We start from the raw sequence: 17590 nt of genomic DNA on the forward strand, positions 1-17590 counted from the left end.
GAAGCATTTAGCTGAATCTGAACCAGCCAAAGTCAAATTGAGACCCCGGCAAAAACAGAAATGTCACCTTCTGCACGCCTTCCACCGGTTCAAGCTGGAAGATGCGTTCCTCATAACCAGCCGTTTGCGTAAACTCGACAAGTTGTCTGCTCTCTCCGTCCGGTCCTTCAAACCGGATATGCAGTGTATTCCGGTCAATCGGAGAGTTGCCAAATACCGTCAGTTGGGCAGCCCCCGGATGACCAAAATCCATACGATCAAACACGAGAGAGACGTTATTCCCAATACCTTCGATACGGCTATCCACACGCCGGTAGCTGTCTCCGTAGATACGATCGCATTCGGCGGCGGCATTTCTAGTAAAAGCTCTGCTCATTTGAGCAAAATAGAAACCCTTGATATGAACCTTCTCTCGTAATACGAAGCAAAGCGAAGTGACTCCCTTCAACCGCTTGGATAACTTATAGGTCTCCTCTTGATAGACATTCCACCTGCTGGGCTTGTGATACACACCATCCATCAGCAGAACGCTCCCGTCTTCGCCCGGCATCCCTTCCCAAATTTGCAAGGCATGTGGATGGTCGCTAAGGGCAAAAATCGGGATCGTTATCGTATCGGAGCCATCGTCCCCAAAGTCCAGGTTGCGAAAACCCACTTGTGTTTCTCCATCCCGGCTGGTCGCAATACCACGCTCATTCCCATTTCCGATATCACCCTTGCTGTAATGATACAACCCCGCCGAAACTAAACAATAAGGGTCCAGATAAGCAGTCCCCAGACCAGAAGCTACGAATTCCAGTTGGGAAATGAGCTTTGTCTTATCGGTGCCGTTGCGACTGGTACAACGAATGCGAAACGCTCCATCCCCCAGGGCAGTCACGATTGCCCGATGCCCTTCGGCTTCTACCTTGGCTAGATTGGACTCAATCCCGGCATCATCCACAGCGCTCCATTCCACCTCGGTGTAAGACGTATTCGGCGGATATAGTAGTACCTCCAGCGCCATTGTTTGTCGCTCAGCATGGAACGTCTGCCCCTGTGGACTCTGAATTGCCAGCTTACGGACTGGTATTTCATCCAGCTTACCAGTTAGACAGGGCATTTCTTGATTGGATGTGTAGGCCGATTTACCCTCGATCTCCTTAAGACTTACCGGCATTGCCTTCAAATTCAGAGTGCTTACTGGCAATCCTGCAGAGGATACCTTAACAGTAATATCTCCCGGTGAAAATGTAGACCCGATGATCGCCATCAGCTTGCCGCTGAACAATCTGCGACTCAATCCTTTGTAAGGATCGTAGTCTGTGCTATCTCCATTATCCAGGCCGACAAGCCGCCCGGCTCCCTCCACCTCAATCCGCACCCTGTTATTAGCATTCTCAACAATTTGTCCCGCTGCATCCTCCATCTGAATTTCCACAAAAATAAGGTCCGTACCGTCAGCCAACAATGTAAGCTTATCCGCCTCAAGCCGAATTCGGCTTGCATCACCGAAGGATTTCTGAAGGTCCGTAGCGATTACCCGGCCCTCTTCATCGTAAGCCACCGCCTTCAGTTCCCCCTCACGGTATGGAACTTGCCACCAGCCCACCAGTTGCGTGCCCTGCTTATGCTGGGACACGTGGGACCCCAACGATTCCCCTTCCAGAAACAACTCTACGCGTGGCGCGTTCGAGGCCACCCGGACATCAATCAATTGCCCATCATTAAAGTCCCAGTAGGGGAATAGATGAACCATCGGGGAAGTTCGATAATCCGTCCAGGCCGACTGATAGATGTAATAAGCGTCTTTCTTGAAGGTGGCTGTGTCCAACTGACCGAAATAGGCATTTTTAGTATGATAAGGCGTTGGTTCACCCAAATAATCAAACCCGGTCCAGATGAACTGCCCCAAGGAATACGACTTGTCGCGCTCCGTTATAATGCAAAATTCCGGTGACCTCGCTCCCCAACTCGTCGTGCTGTTCCCCAGTGAAGAGCATTGCTCATCGTCATCGGCCAATATCGATTTGGAGAACGGGAAATGGTAGACTCCCCGGCTTTGCACCACCGAGCCCGTCTCACTGCCATAAATAATCCAGTCCGGATGTGCTTCATGCTGCTCATCATAATACTTCTCTCCGTAGTTATAGCCAGCCAGCTTCACGATATCAGCGCATTTCCGGGCATTCTCCCAAGGCATAAAGTTAGAGCCGATCGTGGCTCTGGCATTTCCCTTTGGATCATGCTTCTTTACCTCATCTATAAGCAACCTTGTCAGTTCCTGACCTCGCTCATCAGCATGTGTATCGTAAATTTCATTACCAATACTCCACATCAGCAAGCTGGGGTGGTTACGATCTCTTCGTATCCAGCTTCTTACGTCGCATTGCATCCACTCTGGGAAGAATCTCGCGTAATCATAGGGTGTTTTCGGACGCTCCCACATATCAAAGGCTTCTGAAACGACCAGAAATCCCAGCTCATCGGCCAAATCCATCAGCTCCGGAGCTGGCATGTTATGGGCAGTACGGATAGCATTAACACCCATCTCTTGGAGCAGAATCATCCTTCTTCGCAAGGCTGTAATGTTAAACGCCGTACCCAGCGCACCTAGATCATGATGCTCACATACGCCGTTCAGCTTAAGCTTCTGACCATTAAGCTGAAGCCCGTGCTCCGGGTCCATCTCGATATGTCGAAAACCTAGACACTGCTGTCTTTCCTCCAGCACCACTTCCCCGGAGGCCATCGATTCAAGACGGGTAATCAAGGTATAAAGATACGGATGCTCCACGCTCCATAAGTGAGGCGATGACACCTGAACATCCAGTTGGCTAAGCAGAACGGAGCTTAAGCGTGGCTCCAGCCTTTCGCTCACGGTGGTAAGCCTGTTGCCCTCGCCGTCATACAGCTCATGGGTCAGCCTGAGCGGCTCATATGCAACTACCTCCGTCTCCACCTCCAGCTTCCACGATCCTTGTGCCGTCTTCGTTATCGATACATAGGTTCCATCGGTGGTGAGGTGATTGCGATCTCTCAGCTTGAGCCATACATTGCGGTAGATGCCTGCTCCTGAGTACCATCGGCTGTTGGGGCTTTGGTGGACCACCTTGACCACAATTTCGTTGTCTCCATTCACAAGTAACGCAGTTAAGTCATGCTCGAAGGAAGAATAACCGTATTTCCACTCTCCGACATACTGCCCGTTGACATATACGGTAGAGTCCATATATACACCCTCAAAAGCCAGCAGGACCTCTCGATGGTCAAACTCGTAATGGAAACGCTTTCGATACCAGCCAATACTAGGCTCATACAAGTCGGGCGTATTATAAATTAACCAGTCATGCGGAAGGTCAACGGGCTCAAAGGTTAACCTCGACCACGCTGCGTTATCCAAATCACTCTTGGCGAACTCCCAACCCTCGTTAAACAGGCGCTTTAAATTTCTAAACACGGCTTCCACCTCTTTTCCCGTCATAATCATCAGGTTATCTGCTGAATAAGTCCTTGTTTATGGATAGTATGGCATATTTTTTTGCTCTCGTCTTTGTAGAAATTAAACATTCATAGGAATAAAAAGAGGGGAAATAAGAAAGGTGGCATCTCATATTATTTCATGAGTGCCACCCAAGGTTCATAGCTATCTGATTTATATTTACAGGGCTACAACCTGTCGGCCAAGCATCTGACCTTGCAAAATCGTAGCTAAAGCCTGAGGCAAATCCTCCAGAGAGATCGTTGTAATCAAATGCTCCAGCGCCGTCTCCGGCTTCCATACCCCGCCAAGCTTGCTCCAGAGATCAGCCCGCAGTTCTGCGGGACAATACACCGAATCAATGCCCAGCAAGCTTACCCCACGCAAAATATAAGGATGCACGGATGTATCAAATCTCCCGCCACCTGTAAGCCCCGATAACGCAATACTCCCGCCGTATTTGACCGATTTGGCAATCTCTCCTGTAGCAGCCCCGCCCACCGGATCTACTACGCCGGCCCACAGTTCCTTGGACAATACGCCGCGTTTGCCTTGCGAGGCTTCTTCTCTACTAATGACTGCCGAAGCACCCAAGGCCTTGAGCCGGTCGCCAGCTTCCACTTTCCCGGTGGAGGCCACCACTTCAAAGCCCAATCTGGCTAATATCGAGACAGCCATACTGCCGACACCGCCCGTGGCCCCTGTGACCAGAACAGGTCCTTGTTCAGTCGCAAGGCCGTTATGGAGCAGTCGTTCTACGGACATCGCCGCAGTAAAACCGGCGGTTCCTATCGCCATTGCTTCCAGAGCCGTCAGACCCTGAGGCAGTGGCAGCAGCCAATCACCGGGAACCCGGGCCACCTCTGCAAAGCCACCCTCGTGGGCTACGCCCAGTCCGTAGCCAGTGCAGAGTACGGCATCTCCTGGGCGAAATCGCTCATCTCGTGAAGCTATCACTTCCCCGGCCAAGTCAATCCCGGGAATGAAGGGATAGCGCTGAACAATCTTGCCATCCTCTAGACTGGCCAAGCCGTCCTTATAATTCACGCTGGAATAACGCACCGCGATGGTGACATCAGCATCGGGAAGTACCGAAGCGTCAACGAGTTCTACACCTGATCGAAATCCTTCTGCATCGTGATGTATACGGAAAGCGCGAAATTGTTGGTCCATCTCCAAAAACCACCTTACAAATAAGGATTTTCGTGTTTGGCTTGCAGCACTTTCCAGCGCCGCTCTACCTCTTGCTCAAATTCTGCCAGAGCCTCGGCATTTTCCGGCTTCGTTAAATGACGTGTCTTGCCCATCGTCTTCAGCCAGTCCGTAAGAGGTACACGCTTGCTCTTCTCTTCCGGATTGTACGTAATCGCCGTTTGCCCTTTCTCTACTTCATAGAGCGGGAAGAAACAGGAGTTAACGGCAGCATCCACGATGTTCGTTCCTTGATCATCCGGAGAGATCCAGTTGAGCGGACAGGCGATCAGAATTTTACCGTAAACCAGGCCTTCGTTCTGCGCATACCATTGAGCCTTCGCTGCCTTCTTCACCAAGTCCTGCGGATAAGCTTCACTACCGGTAAAGACATACGGAATGTTCGTCGCAGCCATAATTTGCGCTGTATCCTTATGCTGGAACGTCTTCCCCTTCTGTACCTTGCCGATATTGGACGTAGAAGTGCGGTGTCCCAGCGGTGTGGAATAGGACAATTGCGCCCCTGTATTCATATAACCTTCATTATCATACTCGATGATAATCATCTTATGATTACGTAGTGCAGCACCAATAGCTGGTCCCATACCGATATCCATTCCGCCGTCGCCGGTTACCATGACAAAGGTAAAGTCATCCTGCAAGCCCAAATCATCCAGTTCGCCTCTGCGTTTGCGCTCCCAGAACATTTCGACCACGCCGGACAAGGTAGCTGCACCATTTTGGAACAGGTTGTGAATGTACGTCGCTTTATGACTGGAATAAGGATAACCTGTGGTTACCACCATCGCGCAGCCCGTATGGAACAGAGCGACTATATCCCCCTCAATCCCCTTGAAGAACAGCTCCAGTCCCGAGAATATGCCACAGCCTGGACACGCTCCATGTCCTGGAGCAATCCGCTTCGGCTTCTTCGTCAAGGAACGCAGCGGCGGAATACGTACGCCCAGCTTACCTGTTTCTTCATTGCGGGTTACTGTTATGAGTCCGGTCTTCAAATCCTCGAATTTCAATGGATTCAGAACACGCTTGGGCAGCTTTTCTTTATCACCAGCAGTATGGCCGTAATAATCAAACGGAACCTCAACACGGTTCTTCTTCACAGCATCGATAGCCAGCTCGAACAAATGATGTCCGTCCTCGGCATAGAATTCCTTGCCACCCAGTCCATAAATCCGGCTAATGACTTGAGTAGTGTGATTACCATGTGTGAACAACGCCGCTTTAATCTCATTGACCATATTGCCACCGTAAGCGCCATAAGAATCGCCACGGTCACCTACCGTGATCGCCTTGACGTTCTTCAATGCCTCAGCAATTTGCTTCTGCGGGAACGGACGAATCATGTTCGGCGCAATCGATCCGGCCTTGATCCCTTGACGACGCAGGTCATCAACAACGTCCTTGATAATCTCGGAGGCCGAGTTCATCAAGAAGACAGCCACTTCTGCATCTTCCATCCGGTACAGGTCCAGCATTTTGTATTCGCGTCCGGTCAACATCGCATATTCATCGGAAATCCGTTCGAATACATGCTCCGCATTATACATGGCTTCCGACTGTTGATAGCAGTTGTTGATATAATCTGGTTCGTTCATGTAAGGTCCAACGGTGATAGGATTATTGCGATCCAATGTATGCGCGAAGCCCTCTGGTGCGTGTTTGCCTACGAACTTCCACACATCCTCTTGCTTGGCAAAGGTGTGTACCCGGCGCTTCTGGTGAGAGGTGAAATAACCGTCCGAAGCCACCAGCACGGGAAGTCTGACTTCAGGATCTTCCGCCAGCTTCAGCGCAATCAGGTTCATGTCATAAACGGCTTGCGGATCACGACACATCAGAATCGGCCATCCTGTGTTCAGTGAGAAATACAAATCCGAGTGATCGCCGTGAATATTCAGCGGTCCTGAAATGGAACGACAAACCAGGTTCATGACCATCGGGAACCGTGTACCCGATTGAACCGGCATCTGTTCCAGCATATAGAGATATCCCTGCGCACTGGTTGCATTAAATCCCCGGCCCCCGCCTGTGGATGCACCGTAGCAAATCCCTGCGGAGCTATGCTCGCCATCCGATGGAATCAACTTGATATCATGTTGGCCGCTTGCTTTCATCAAATCGAGGTATTGGGCTACCTCAGTGGATGGGGAGATCGGAAAATACCCCATGATATGATAATTGATTTGGCTAGCCGCATAGGCTGCCATTTCATTGCCTGACTCATAAACCACGCGTTGCTCGACAGTGCCCGCGCGGCGTTCTTGTTCTAAATCGATCGCCATTGTTCTGCCACCTTTCTGCTTTATTAATACAAGTTCAAAAAGTCGGGTTTACAGGGAACTACCTCTATTAGCGAGCCGCTAAATCGAATAAATGTGGAACCCTATGCTCAGCCGAGTATCCCTCTTCTTCCCGTTCTCCTGACAAAGCATCGGTCGGACAGGCGTGAATACATTTCAGGCAACCCTTGCAATATTGATAGTCGATCCCCTTGAGGAACATTTGCGGGCGCCCTTTCTTGTCGGGACGTTCCTCCCACACAAAGCAGTTATCCGGACATACATTATCGCACTGGGCACAGTTAATACAGGTCTCTTCCTTGAAGTGAGGCATCATCCCGGAACGCGAAATACTAAGGTCCTTCAGGATGCTGTTGCCCGGATTAACCACAATCCCGCCGATTGGCTGGGTTTCATAACCCAACACCGGTGTATCAGCACGGACAAAGGCAGGCATGCTGACCCCTTCCGGCAAGGCGAACGTCTCAAAAACAACCTCATTGTAGCCCCGATCAAACGTAGCCAAAGCCGGAGCCACGGTCTGCGGATATTTCTTCTCCAGCGATTTGCGGATAACATCCTTCATCGTGTCCGGGTCCAGGAATGAACACAGACGGAACATCGCGCCCAGCATCGCCATATTGACACGGTTCTTCTCTTCCAAAGCAATACCCGTAGCGTCGATGACCGCGATGGTTCCACCTACTAACTTCATCCGTTCTTTCAGTTCCTCCGGCGTGTTGCGTGAATTAACGAGCACCGTGCTGTCTTCATAAATGCCGCTGATGACGTTGACCGTCTTGGCCAGCGCCTCCTGGAATATACCTACGATATGTGGGCGTTCCACCGGCGATGTATCACGAATTGGCGTGTTCAGATCACAGAAGCGAATATGTGCCTTGACCGGCGAACCTTTCTTCTCCGAGCCGTAGGAAGAGAAGCTTACTCCATTCAGCCCAGCCCCCTCTACTCCGGCCTCAGCCAGCATTTTCCCCGCCAGGTTTGCACCTAGCCCACCAATGGATTCCAAACGGATTTCAAAAAAACCTAGATCATTTAATTTGGGTAGTTGTACCACGCGTTTGACTCCCTTCTTCGCACATGGCGAGTTCATAACGACGTTTTTATAAGTGTCAAATAAATGCAGAAAAATATTTCTTTCTTAATTTTAAAATTTATCATAAATGTGTTGTGACTTATGTAACTAATGTCATAAAGACAATCTCGTTCTAGGCGAATGCACCGCCCCTAGGCTATAGGAATAAGATAGGTTAACACCGATATCTTAGGAGGAAAAAATTGATGATCCCGATGTATCCCTACTACGGCTCGCAAGTGAAGTGCCACGTCCAGCCGATTTCATTTCCGCCCCAGCATCAGCCGCAGCAGCCTGGACTGGAAACGCTGATGGTTCCCCGTCCCATCTCGGAGAATCCTGATTATGTGGGCAGCGGTAAGCTCAAGGGTAAGGTGGCCATTCTTACGGGAGGCGACAGCGGTATCGGCCGGGCGGCAGCCATTGCTTTTGCCAAGGAAGGCGCAGATCTCGTCATCGTTTATTTGTACGAACACGAGGACGCCAAGGCAACTAAAGACCGAGTGGAGGAGCTAGGCCAACGCTGCCTGCTGATTTGCGGGGACCTGCGGCAAGAGGCCTTCTCGAAGTCCATTGTGGAACACACGCTTCACTATTTCGGCACAATTGATATTTTAGTACTGAATCAGGCCGTACAGTATCCACAGCATAGCATTGAGCATATTTCTGCCGAACAACTCCATCAGACCTATGCTACCAATATTTATCCGATGTTCTATCTCACTCAAGCCGCCCTGCCCTACTTGAAGCCTGGCAGCACCATTATTAGCACCGCCTCCGTGACGGCTTACCAGGGAGCCCCGCTGCTGATCGACTATTCGTCTACCAAAGGAGCCGTCGTTTCTTTTACCCGCTCGCTCTCGTTGTCACTTGTAGACCGGGGCATTCGGGTCAATGCTGTCGCACCCGGACCCATTTGGACACCGCTCATCCCTTCCAGCTACTCCGCTGAATATGTCTCGACCTTTGGGCTGGATACGCCGATGAGACGGGCCGGTCAGCCGTTTGAACTGGCACCTGTATACGTCTTCCTGGCCTCCCATGATTCCAGCTATGTCACCGGCCAAGTCATTCATGTCAACGGCGGAGCGATGGTCACCAGTTGACCACTTTGTCGAATGCGCCTGTGGACCGCCGATTTATAGCGTTTTTTGCGCTTTCCCGAGAAATAATCAACAAGCCAAAAAAGGACTGCCTCCGCTCTGGCGGTCAGGCAAGTCCTTAATTCTTGTTGCTCTATGGTTTGTTACTCGTCGTGCTGTTGTACGTATTCCTCAATCATTTTCTGCTTCAATTCCCAAGCCTCCTGGCTTAGACTAATCCGGTAGATTTCCGGATTCATCTTACGCAGATACTCGGGCCAAAACAAGTTTAATTGCTCACGATGATATTGCCGAATTTGCTCCAGTCTCGGAAGCTCGAAGACCAGTTCACCGTTCTCGAATATGGTCTCGAGCATCGCTACCGCTTCAAAATTCTTCACCGTCTTCTTAATATAAGGATGCACCGGATCAAACAAGCGAAGGTTATTCCCGGTACGGGCTTGCTCTTCATGCGGGAAGCAGACGTAATCGGCAATAGCCCTGCCGCTCTCCTTGCTCACAATGCGCCATACGTCCTTCCTGCCCGGTGTCGTCACTTTCTCAGGATTGCCAGAGATCTTGATGGTCGGCTCCATCTGACCATTCTTCTCCCTCTCCACCAGCTTGTAGACCCCGCCAAGCGCCGGTTGGTCGGCAGCAGTGATTAATTGGGTGCCCACTCCCCATATATCAATGCGTGCGCCCTGCGCCTTAAGGTTGAAGATTGTGTTCTCGTCCAAATCGTTGGAGGCCACAATTTTAACGTAATCCAAACCGGCCTCATCCAGCATGTTACGAGCCTTAATCGACAGGTAGGCCAGGTCGCCGCTATCCAGACGGATGCTGCTCAGTCGCTTCCCGGCTGCTTCCAGAATCCGTGCCGTCCGTATCGCATTTGGTACTCCGCTCTTTAACGTATCAAATGTATCCACCAACAGCGATACCTGATCAGGCAATGCCTTGGCGTACAGTTCGAAGGCCTCCTGCTCCGAATCGAAGATCTGCACCCAGGAATGGGCATGCGTTCCCTTGGTAGGAATGCCAAAGCGCTCTCCTGCGAGCAGATTGGACGTAGCGTCAAAGCCCGAAATATAAGCTGCCCTTGCTCCCCAAATTGCGGCATCGGCTTCCTGGGCACGGCGTGTACCAAATTCCAGCAGCACATCTTGTTCAGCTACTTGCTTGACGCGAGAAGCCTTCGTTGCAATCAAGGTCTGAAAGTTCATAAAGTTCAACATCGCCGTTTCGATCAATTGAGTCTCCATGATGGTGCCCTGTACCCGAATTAACGGCTCATTGGGAAAGCAGATAGCGCCTTCTTGCAGCGAAGACAACGTTCCCTGAAACTTGAAATCGCGCAGGAGCTTAAGAAATTCAGGCTTGTAATTCTCTTCCTGCCTGTCCAGATAGTTCAGGTCCTCCTCCGTAAAGCGTAGGCTGCGAATATAGTTGACTATTCGTTCGAGACCTGCGAATACAGCATAACCATTACCGAACGGAAGCTTACGGAAATAGGCTTCGAACACCGTCTCCCGCAGATGCGTGCCATTCACCCAATGGGCATAAATCATGTTGATCTGATATTTATCGGTATGCAATGCTAACCCCGTGGCTGGCATGTACGTTCATCCCTTTCTGTACCCTGCTATGTATAGATCGACAACTGAGGGGTAAAGTCGGTAAACCGGTACAATTGTGCCGGCCGCTGCGAATACTGATTGGACAGCATCGGCTTGTCATTCTCGTCGCGCACCTCTTCCAATATGCCTTGGCGGCTGCGTGTGGACGTTATTTTTCGAATAAAATTAAGTTCGGCAAAATCGGGAACAACGGTTTGAATCACTTGATACAGTTCACCTAGTGTGAAATGTGGTGGCAGGAATTGCTTGGCAATCGTCGTATGAAGCATCTGCTGCTGAATACGCTTATAGGCATCCTGCAAAATCTCCCGATGGTCGAAGGCAAGCTGCAACTCCTCCAGGGCCTCGCGCACAGTGAACAAGCCTACCTCCTGTGCATCATCTGCAGATTGGCGTTTCTCCAGCACCCATTCTTCCACTAACGCAAAGAAAGCATGAGAGATTATCCAGCCGCGTGGATCGCGCCCGGGCGTGCTGTATACCCCCAGATACTCCAGATGGGAGCCATCCACCCCCGTCTCCTCCTTGAGCTCTCGGCGAGCCGTTTCATACAGGGATTCATCCTCTTGTGAGAAGCCTCCGGGCAGGGCCCAAGCCCCGGCAAACGGCCAACTGCGTCGGCGGATCAGCATGACCTTCAAGTCGAAGTGGGGCAAAGACTTGGTGGAGGCTTTACGCTCCTGCCGGGTTAATGTAAACATCACAATATCTGCCGGTATCCCGTCAGGTGTACGATATTTCTTAACCTCATTAATTGATTCGCCATGCTCTTGTTCATTGTTCATCACGTATCACCACATCAGTCATATGATAACGCCGACCATGTCTTATGTAAGTTGAACTTATTATTATATGCAAAGAAGCAGACGAGAAAATGTTCTTACGATCGCTGTTGTTCATGGATTTCTCTTGTTTTATAAATTCAGATGAAGTAGAAATCCACTCACAAAGGCGAACAAGCGTAGGCTTCCGATGCAGCTTTCTTACAGAAAGCTTTGACCTTCTTCAGAATCATTTTTCTCGCTTGCTTAATCTGCATATTTCAAGTTCAACTTACTCAGCCCGGCCTGGCATTTCGGGTTTACTCTTGTTTCAGGAGCCGGAAAGTGGCGGTGGAGATACAGCCGAGAGTTCCCTCTTCATCCCGCACCTCTGAGCGAAGCGTGATCGTACGATACGTCTCGTGCAGAGGGAAGGCCGTAGCCACCAGCTCTCCAGCCCGCATCGGGCTGAGGAAGTTGACGTTAAGATGGGTAGTGACCCCAAACTTGCCCTTCAACGTAGCCACCATCGTTCCCATGGCTTGATCCATCATGGACGATAATACGCCCCCGTGGACAATGCCCATCGCATTTAAATGTGAATCCCCCGCCGTAAGTCCAAGTTCTACCTGGCTTGAATCAGCATTAATCATCTTGAGTCCCAGCAGTCCCCAGAAGGACTGCTCATTACGGCGACTTACCTCTTCATTCCATTCCATGCATGGTCCTCCTATCCTATCTCTGTCTCTGTCTATTTATCAATATCATGTTCTTGAAGAAGATTCAAAAAGGTGCGGAAGGACATGCCTCAACATGCCTTGCGCACCGACGAATTCAGCTTATTCCCCGTAACCGGATGTTACCGCCGGTTCGCTGCCGGATTCTACATTGACTTTGCTCGACACGGTATCCCGAATCACCGAAACGACCAGTTGCAGCAAATAATTGATATCGCTTTGGCTTTGCTGGAATTCGGTAACCACTGGAATGCCATCCAGTTCGTCTTGCAGTTCCTCGATTTCCCGTTCGATCTTCTGGACCATCGACTGGTTCTGAAAGCTTTCGAAGGCGACGATTTCTTTCTGCTTCTTCTTAATCATACTAATCAGCCCTTGCACCCGTTCGTGCTGTTGAATCAGCTTTTCCGCCTTCTGAAATTGCTGTACTTCCTCGCTTGTGCCGATCAATTCGGCCAATTCTCTGGCTTTATACATAATATCTTCGCGAATCACTAGATCCCGGGAATCAAACTTGGGAATCCCGCAATCGGTTTGGTCTTTATGTTCCACCGTTACAACCTCCTTGGGACTATGCTAAATTGGCAGTCTCTTTCACTAAATTGCCTTTAATGTACCAAGTCATCGGGTCCGTTATTTCCACATGCACAAAGGTGCCGATTAAATCCTTGTCTCCCTCGAAATGAACCAGTTTGTTGCTGCGAGTACGTCCCGCCAGCACTTGGGCGTTGTTCTTGCTCTCCCCTTCAACCAGCACTTCCACCACCTGGCCCCTCGTCCCATCATTGCTGCGCCGGCTATATTCCATGATCGTATCGTTCAAGCGAGCTAACCGGGCCTTCTTCTCTTCGAGCGGCACGTTGTCCTCCATGACCGCTGCCGGCGTTCCCTCCCGTGGTGAGTAGACGAAGGTATATGCCGAATCATAGCCGATCTCACGGACTAATGATAGAGTTTCCTCAAATTGGGCTTCCGTTTCTCCTGGGAATCCTACAATAATATCCGTTGTCAGGACGGCACCGGGAATGTTGGCTTTAATCTTACGCGCCAGCTCCACGTAGTGCTCACGCGTATATTTGCGGCTCATTTTCTTCAGTACCTCACTGCTACCCGATTGCACGGGCAGATGGATGTGCTCCACCAGATTGCCGCCCTTAGCCAACACCTCAATAAGCGCATCATCAAAATCTCGTGGATGCGAAGTAGTGAATCTTACGCGCGGAATATCAATTTGACGGATATCATCCATTAAATTGGCAAAGGTGTAACTGATATCGGTAAAATCCTTGCCGTAAGCGTTCACGTTCTGTCCCAGCAAGGTAACTTCCTTATAGCCCTGCCTAGCCAGCTCCCGTACCTCGGCAATGACATCATCAGGACGCCGACTGCGTTCCTTCCCCCGCGTAAACGGTACGATGCAATACGTACAGAACTTATCGCAGCCGTACATAATGTTCACCCAGGCTCGCATACCTTCCCGTTTCTTCGGCAGGTTCTCGATAATGTCGCCTTCCTTGGACCAGACCTCGACGACCATCTCCTTACTGAAAATTGCTTCCTGAATCAGATGAGGCAACCGATGGATATTATGGGTTCCGAAGATCATATCGACAAATCCATGTCTCTGCATGATTCGCTTGACCACACCTTCTTCCTGCGACATGCAGCCGCAGACGCCCAGCAATAGGTTAGGCTTCTCTGTCTTCAGCCCCTTCAGATGCCCTAGTTCGCCAAACACCTTATCCTCGGCGTTTTCGCGAATAGCGCACGTATTGAGCAGGATAATATCAGCCTGCTTGCGATCCTCGGTGGAGCGGTAGCCCATCTGCTCCAGCAAGCCCTTGATGGTTTCCGTATCATGCTCGTTCATTTGACAACCATAGGTCGTAATATTGTAAAGCTTGCCTTCCCCGAAGCTCTTCATCTCATCGGGAATACTGAAGTCATAATGCACCTGGGTGTCTTCCTTACCCCGACGCTTGCCTTCCTTATAGTCAGGGTTGGAGTTAATCTGAATATTGCGCCCACGGATACGGTAAGTCGTCTTCCCCTCTTCCTCACTGATCAGCTTGGCATCGCTGAAGTTGAAATATTGGGAATAGTCCTTATCAAGAGGCTTGTTTTGCGGTTTGGGGTCCTTCATCGTTTAACTTCACTTCCTCGTTTCGATATCGCTCTATATTTCATATCAAACCGTCAATTAATTCTTGAGTTTGCTATTCATGCGTGCGCTTCAAAACTTCTATAAGCATCAATAAAAAATTATACCATAGGCTTATTGGCGATTCCACAACTCCTGATGCTAAATCTGGAAATAACGCGACTTATTCCTTACTCATGAGCAAGAGGAAGAATCAGGCGAAAGACGCTTCCTTCTACAGAAGTTTGGACAAGCTCCAGCTCTCCTCCCTGTGCCCGCGCAAGCAACTGACTATAGGTCAATCCCAAGCCTAGCCCCCTTGTACGCAGCTTCTTCTGCGCTCCTCGAAAGAAACGATCAAAGATATACGGCGCTTCCTCTGGAGCAATTCCGGTGCCATCATCTTGGACTTCAATTATCGCTCTTCCGGATGCTACAGACACACGGACTTCGATCAATGCGGAAGAAGCCTCGGACTGAGCCTGACGCGCGTTGTTGAGCAAGTTCAGTATGATTTGCTGAATACGCAACGGATCACCAATGCTCCGTATTTTCTCTTCCGACAGCACAAGCTTGATCTCGGCACCGGGAAGTTTATTTGTCATCTCCCATTGATACACTATTTCCGAGATCAGTCCGTTCAAATCCACTTCTAAAGCTGATATTTGAACACTTCCGGCAGACATGGCGTTGTAATCGAGCAAATCGGCCACCATCCGTTCCAGCCGACCTGACTCCTGAAGGGCAATGTCCAGAAACTCCCCGCCCTCCTCTGCGGTTACAACCCCGTCACGCACCGCCAGCAGAAGTCCTTTAATGGAGGTAACCGGTGTCTTCAATTCATGTGTCACTCCTGCAAGGGATAAGGCACGCCATTCCTCAAGCTGCTTCAGGCGTTGCGCCATCTCACGAAAGGCGTCCACCAATTCCTGAATTTCACGTTCCCCTGTAGCTACCTCCAGCCTAATATCATAATGACCCTCGCGAATTAGATGCGCGCCCTCTGCGACTTGGCGAATGGGGCGACTTAACTTGCGCGACAGCAGGTAAAGCGTCAGCCAACCAGCCATAATCAAGGTAAACAACGCGACGACGGCTATCGTAACTTCATGCGGATTGGAGGCCAAGGACTGCTTCGATAGCAAGAAGGTGACCTGTCCTAATGGGGCTCCGTTATGCTGCACAGGAGTAATCACCGCCTTGGTCTGCGGCTCTTCCACATCGGAATAATCCTCATTCATTCGCCGATCAATGATCTCTTGGGTCGTTTGGGGAACGGAGAACAAGAGACGTCCCTCCTGATCCGAGATAAACAGGCATAGATCGCCTTTAAAGTTGAAATAGTCAAGCCGACTCTTCAGGCGTTCATTAATATTCTGGGGGATCACCAATTGACCATCCGTTGACACCACATAATCGGCTAACTCTTGCCCGAGCAGACCCGCAGTGTTCAGCCTGCTATCCATAGCTGTAGCCCGCACGCCATATATGGCGATCAGCCAGATCATCACAAATCCCACACACAAGATGATGCAATAACGAACCGTCCAATAGGTCAAAATGGAAGTCAATTTCCGCGGCTTTACTCTCCGATCCAAAATTGATACCCCGTTCCTCGCAATGTGCGTATTTCTCCTGCGTCTGTCTGCCAGTGGGTCAAAGCCTGACGCAATCTTTTAACCGATAAATCAACCGCCCGGTCACTACCGTCATAATCGTTGCCCCAGACCTGCTCAATAAGCTGCTCCCTGGTAAAAATCCGATTTGGATATTCAGCCAGAAATAGTAGCAACGACAAGTCTCGCGGCGTCAGGGCCACCTCGGCTGCATTCAAATAAACAGAACGCGAGGTGTAGTCCAGCAGCAGATTGCCAAAGTATCGTTTGCTATCGCCATCCGTCCAATGAGGTCTTCTTCGCAGCACAGCCTGTACCCGGGCAACGACTTCCTCGGGAACAAATGGCTTGGTCATATAATCATCGGCCCCGTTCTCTAACCCTTCCAAACGCTCCTCTAATTGTCCAAGAGCAGTTAGCATAATTACCGGACAAGGACTTTTGGAGCGAATCTGCTTCAGCAGTTCCCATCCATTCATCCCCGGCAACATCACATCCAGTAAGACGAGAGCGTAATCTCCCGCTTCAAATTGCTCCATCGCTTCTTGTCCATCACGAACTCGGGCAATCTGGAACCCTGCCTTCTTCAAGTATGCTGCAAGCACACGCGAGATAGCTTCCTCATCCTCCACAATCAGGATCGACTTCACACTGACCCCTCCAGCTCTTTGTATAGTGCTTAATGTAATCTTTAATTTGACATAGACAGTCCCGCCCTGCAAGGGGAAATAGAAACTTAATTAACAAATTTTAGTTTGACATTTGCCTGACTTATTTATTTGTTAGACTATTACGCAAGCAACATTCAATAGAGAAAAAATAAAGCTTTCAGGAGGAACCTACAGTGAAGAAAAAAACAATGACATGGATAATTACGGGTGTTGTACTAGCAGGTGTCATCGGCGGCGGTGGTTATGCCCTAATGAACAATTATTTGGGAAACAACGTTGAGATTGAGACCGTCATTCCTGCGAATAACGCTTCGGGCAATCCTAAACAAACCGCCAGCGCCGCTGCCGGAGAAGTGGTCTCGCAAGATTTGGTGAATGGCAATTGGAGTATTACTGACGCTTCCAAAGTGTATTTCTCTGTTACCACCTCCAAAGAAACAGTTAACTTCGTTAACAATATCGTTAGCGGACAGTGGCAGCTTGATGTGAACGACCTGGCTCAAAGCACAGCCATAGGAACAATCGACATGAACGCGGTAGACTCCAGCAATGCGCAGCGGGACGAGCATATCAAATCTGCGGATTACTTCGATGTTGCTCAATATCCGAATGCAACCTTTGAGGGCGCAAGCTTTGAGGGACTGCCAACAGACTGGACCGAAGGCACTGCCTACTATTTTACGATGACAGGAACACTGAATGTACGAGGCATTGATAAAGAGGTTACCTTTGCAGGTACAGCCATGTACCAAGGAGAAGAGCTACTGCTGTCCAGCAGCACAATGGTCACTTTTGACGACTTCGGCTTGGAGAACCCGCATAGTGTCGTCTTATCTGCTGAAAATGACATTCAGGTTCGCCTTGAACTGGTATTGAGCAAATCGTAACCTGATTAA

General features: G+C 50.0%; 13 protein-coding genes. 2 read left to right on the forward strand and 11 right to left on the reverse strand.

The features are described 5' to 3' along the window. Positions 1-7: 7 nt before the first annotated feature. The 4 genes from BN3279_RS20145 to BN3279_RS20160 form a co-directional block, all read right to left on the reverse strand. On the reverse strand, positions 8-3439 hold the full coding sequence (locus BN3279_RS20145) for a glycoside hydrolase family 2 TIM barrel-domain containing protein (protein ID WP_232436895.1): 3432 nt from the start codon (positions 3437-3439) through the stop codon (positions 8-10). Positions 3440-3640: 201 nt separating this feature from the next. Then, positions 3641-4633, reverse strand: a complete 993-nt coding sequence (locus tag BN3279_RS20150; RefSeq protein WP_059053366.1) for an acrylyl-CoA reductase family protein — start codon at positions 4631-4633, stop codon at positions 3641-3643. A gap of 14 nt (positions 4634-4647) precedes the next feature. Further along, positions 4648-6954 carry a thiamine pyrophosphate-dependent enzyme gene (locus BN3279_RS20155; protein ID WP_059053369.1) on the reverse strand — a complete coding sequence of 769 codons (2307 nt, stop codon included), beginning with the start codon at positions 6952-6954 and terminating at the stop codon, positions 4648-4650. Between the two features lie 67 nt (positions 6955-7021). Then, positions 7022-8029, reverse strand: coding sequence for a 2-oxoacid:acceptor oxidoreductase family protein (locus BN3279_RS20160; protein ID WP_089153492.1), 1008 nt, complete (start codon positions 8027-8029; stop codon positions 7022-7024). A 224-nt stretch (positions 8030-8253) separates the two neighbouring features. Here BN3279_RS20160 and BN3279_RS20165 point away from each other — a divergent pair, with 224 nt between their 5' ends. Continuing rightward, positions 8254-9153 (forward strand): SDR family oxidoreductase, encoded by a 900-nt coding sequence (locus BN3279_RS20165; protein ID WP_059053374.1) that lies wholly within the window; start codon positions 8254-8256, stop codon positions 9151-9153. A 140-nt stretch (positions 9154-9293) separates the two neighbouring features. Here BN3279_RS20165 and BN3279_RS20170 read toward each other — a convergent pair whose 3' ends face one another. From BN3279_RS20170 to BN3279_RS20200, 7 genes are all read right to left on the reverse strand, one after another. Further along, entirely contained in the window at positions 9294-10748 is a 1455-nt protein-coding gene (locus BN3279_RS20170; RefSeq protein ID WP_059053375.1) for a nicotinate phosphoribosyltransferase, read from the reverse strand. Between the two features lie 26 nt (positions 10749-10774). Next, positions 10775-11554, reverse strand: a complete 780-nt coding sequence (locus BN3279_RS20175; protein ID WP_059053377.1) for an NUDIX domain-containing protein — start codon at positions 11552-11554, stop codon at positions 10775-10777. Between the two features lie 296 nt (positions 11555-11850). Continuing rightward, positions 11851-12249, reverse strand: a complete 399-nt coding sequence (locus BN3279_RS20180) for a PaaI family thioesterase (RefSeq protein ID WP_059053379.1) — start codon at positions 12247-12249, stop codon at positions 11851-11853. Positions 12250-12369: 120 nt separating this feature from the next. Beyond that, positions 12370-12819: a YlbF/YmcA family competence regulator gene (locus BN3279_RS20185; protein ID WP_059053382.1), complete on the reverse strand. Its 450-nt coding sequence runs from the start codon at positions 12817-12819 to the stop codon at positions 12370-12372. 19 nt (positions 12820-12838) lie between these two features. Then, positions 12839-14410, reverse strand: coding sequence for a tRNA (N6-isopentenyl adenosine(37)-C2)-methylthiotransferase MiaB (gene miaB / locus BN3279_RS20190; RefSeq protein WP_059053384.1), 1572 nt, complete (start codon positions 14408-14410; stop codon positions 12839-12841). A gap of 188 nt (positions 14411-14598) precedes the next feature. Beyond that, positions 14599-16005 (reverse strand): HAMP domain-containing sensor histidine kinase, encoded by a 1407-nt coding sequence (locus tag BN3279_RS20195; RefSeq protein WP_059053386.1) that lies wholly within the window; start codon positions 16003-16005, stop codon positions 14599-14601. Then, positions 15990-16673 carry a response regulator transcription factor gene (locus BN3279_RS20200; protein ID WP_059053388.1) on the reverse strand — a complete coding sequence of 228 codons (684 nt, stop codon included), beginning with the start codon at positions 16671-16673 and terminating at the stop codon, positions 15990-15992. Before BN3279_RS20200 ends, BN3279_RS20195 begins: the two co-directional genes overlap by 16 nt. A 194-nt stretch (positions 16674-16867) precedes the next feature. On the opposite strand from BN3279_RS20200, the gene BN3279_RS20205 reads away from it, so the two are divergent. Continuing rightward, positions 16868-17581: a YceI family protein gene (locus BN3279_RS20205; protein ID WP_059053390.1), complete on the forward strand. Its 714-nt coding sequence runs from the start codon at positions 16868-16870 to the stop codon at positions 17579-17581. The last annotated feature ends 9 nt before the right edge of the window (positions 17582-17590 follow it).

The sequence above is a fragment of the Paenibacillus senegalimassiliensis genome, assembly GCF_001486585.1.
GTDB lineage: Bacteria > Bacillota > Bacilli > Paenibacillales > Paenibacillaceae > Fontibacillus > Fontibacillus senegalimassiliensis.

What these genes read in the sequence shown, in the direction of transcription:
- BN3279_RS20150 (WP_059053366.1), bottom strand. Translation starts at nt 4,633, where the DNA reads ATGGACCAACAATTTCGCGCTTTCCGTATACATCACGATGCAGAAGGA.
- BN3279_RS20155 (WP_059053369.1), bottom strand. Translation starts at nt 6,954, where the DNA reads ATGGCGATCGATTTAGAACAAGAACGCCGCGCGGGCACTGTCGAGCAA.
- BN3279_RS20165 (WP_059053374.1), top strand. Translation starts at nt 8,254, where the DNA reads ATGATCCCGATGTATCCCTACTACGGCTCGCAAGTGAAGTGCCACGTC.
- BN3279_RS20170 (WP_059053375.1), bottom strand. Translation starts at nt 10,748, where the DNA reads ATGCCAGCCACGGGGTTAGCATTGCATACCGATAAATATCAGATCAAC.
- BN3279_RS20175 (WP_059053377.1), bottom strand. Translation starts at nt 11,554, where the DNA reads ATGAACAATGAACAAGAGCATGGCGAATCAATTAATGAGGTTAAGAAA.
- BN3279_RS20180 (WP_059053379.1), bottom strand. Translation starts at nt 12,249, where the DNA reads ATGGAATGGAATGAAGAGGTAAGTCGCCGTAATGAGCAGTCCTTCTGG.
- miaB (WP_059053384.1), bottom strand. Translation starts at nt 14,410, where the DNA reads ATGAAGGACCCCAAACCGCAAAACAAGCCTCTTGATAAGGACTATTCC.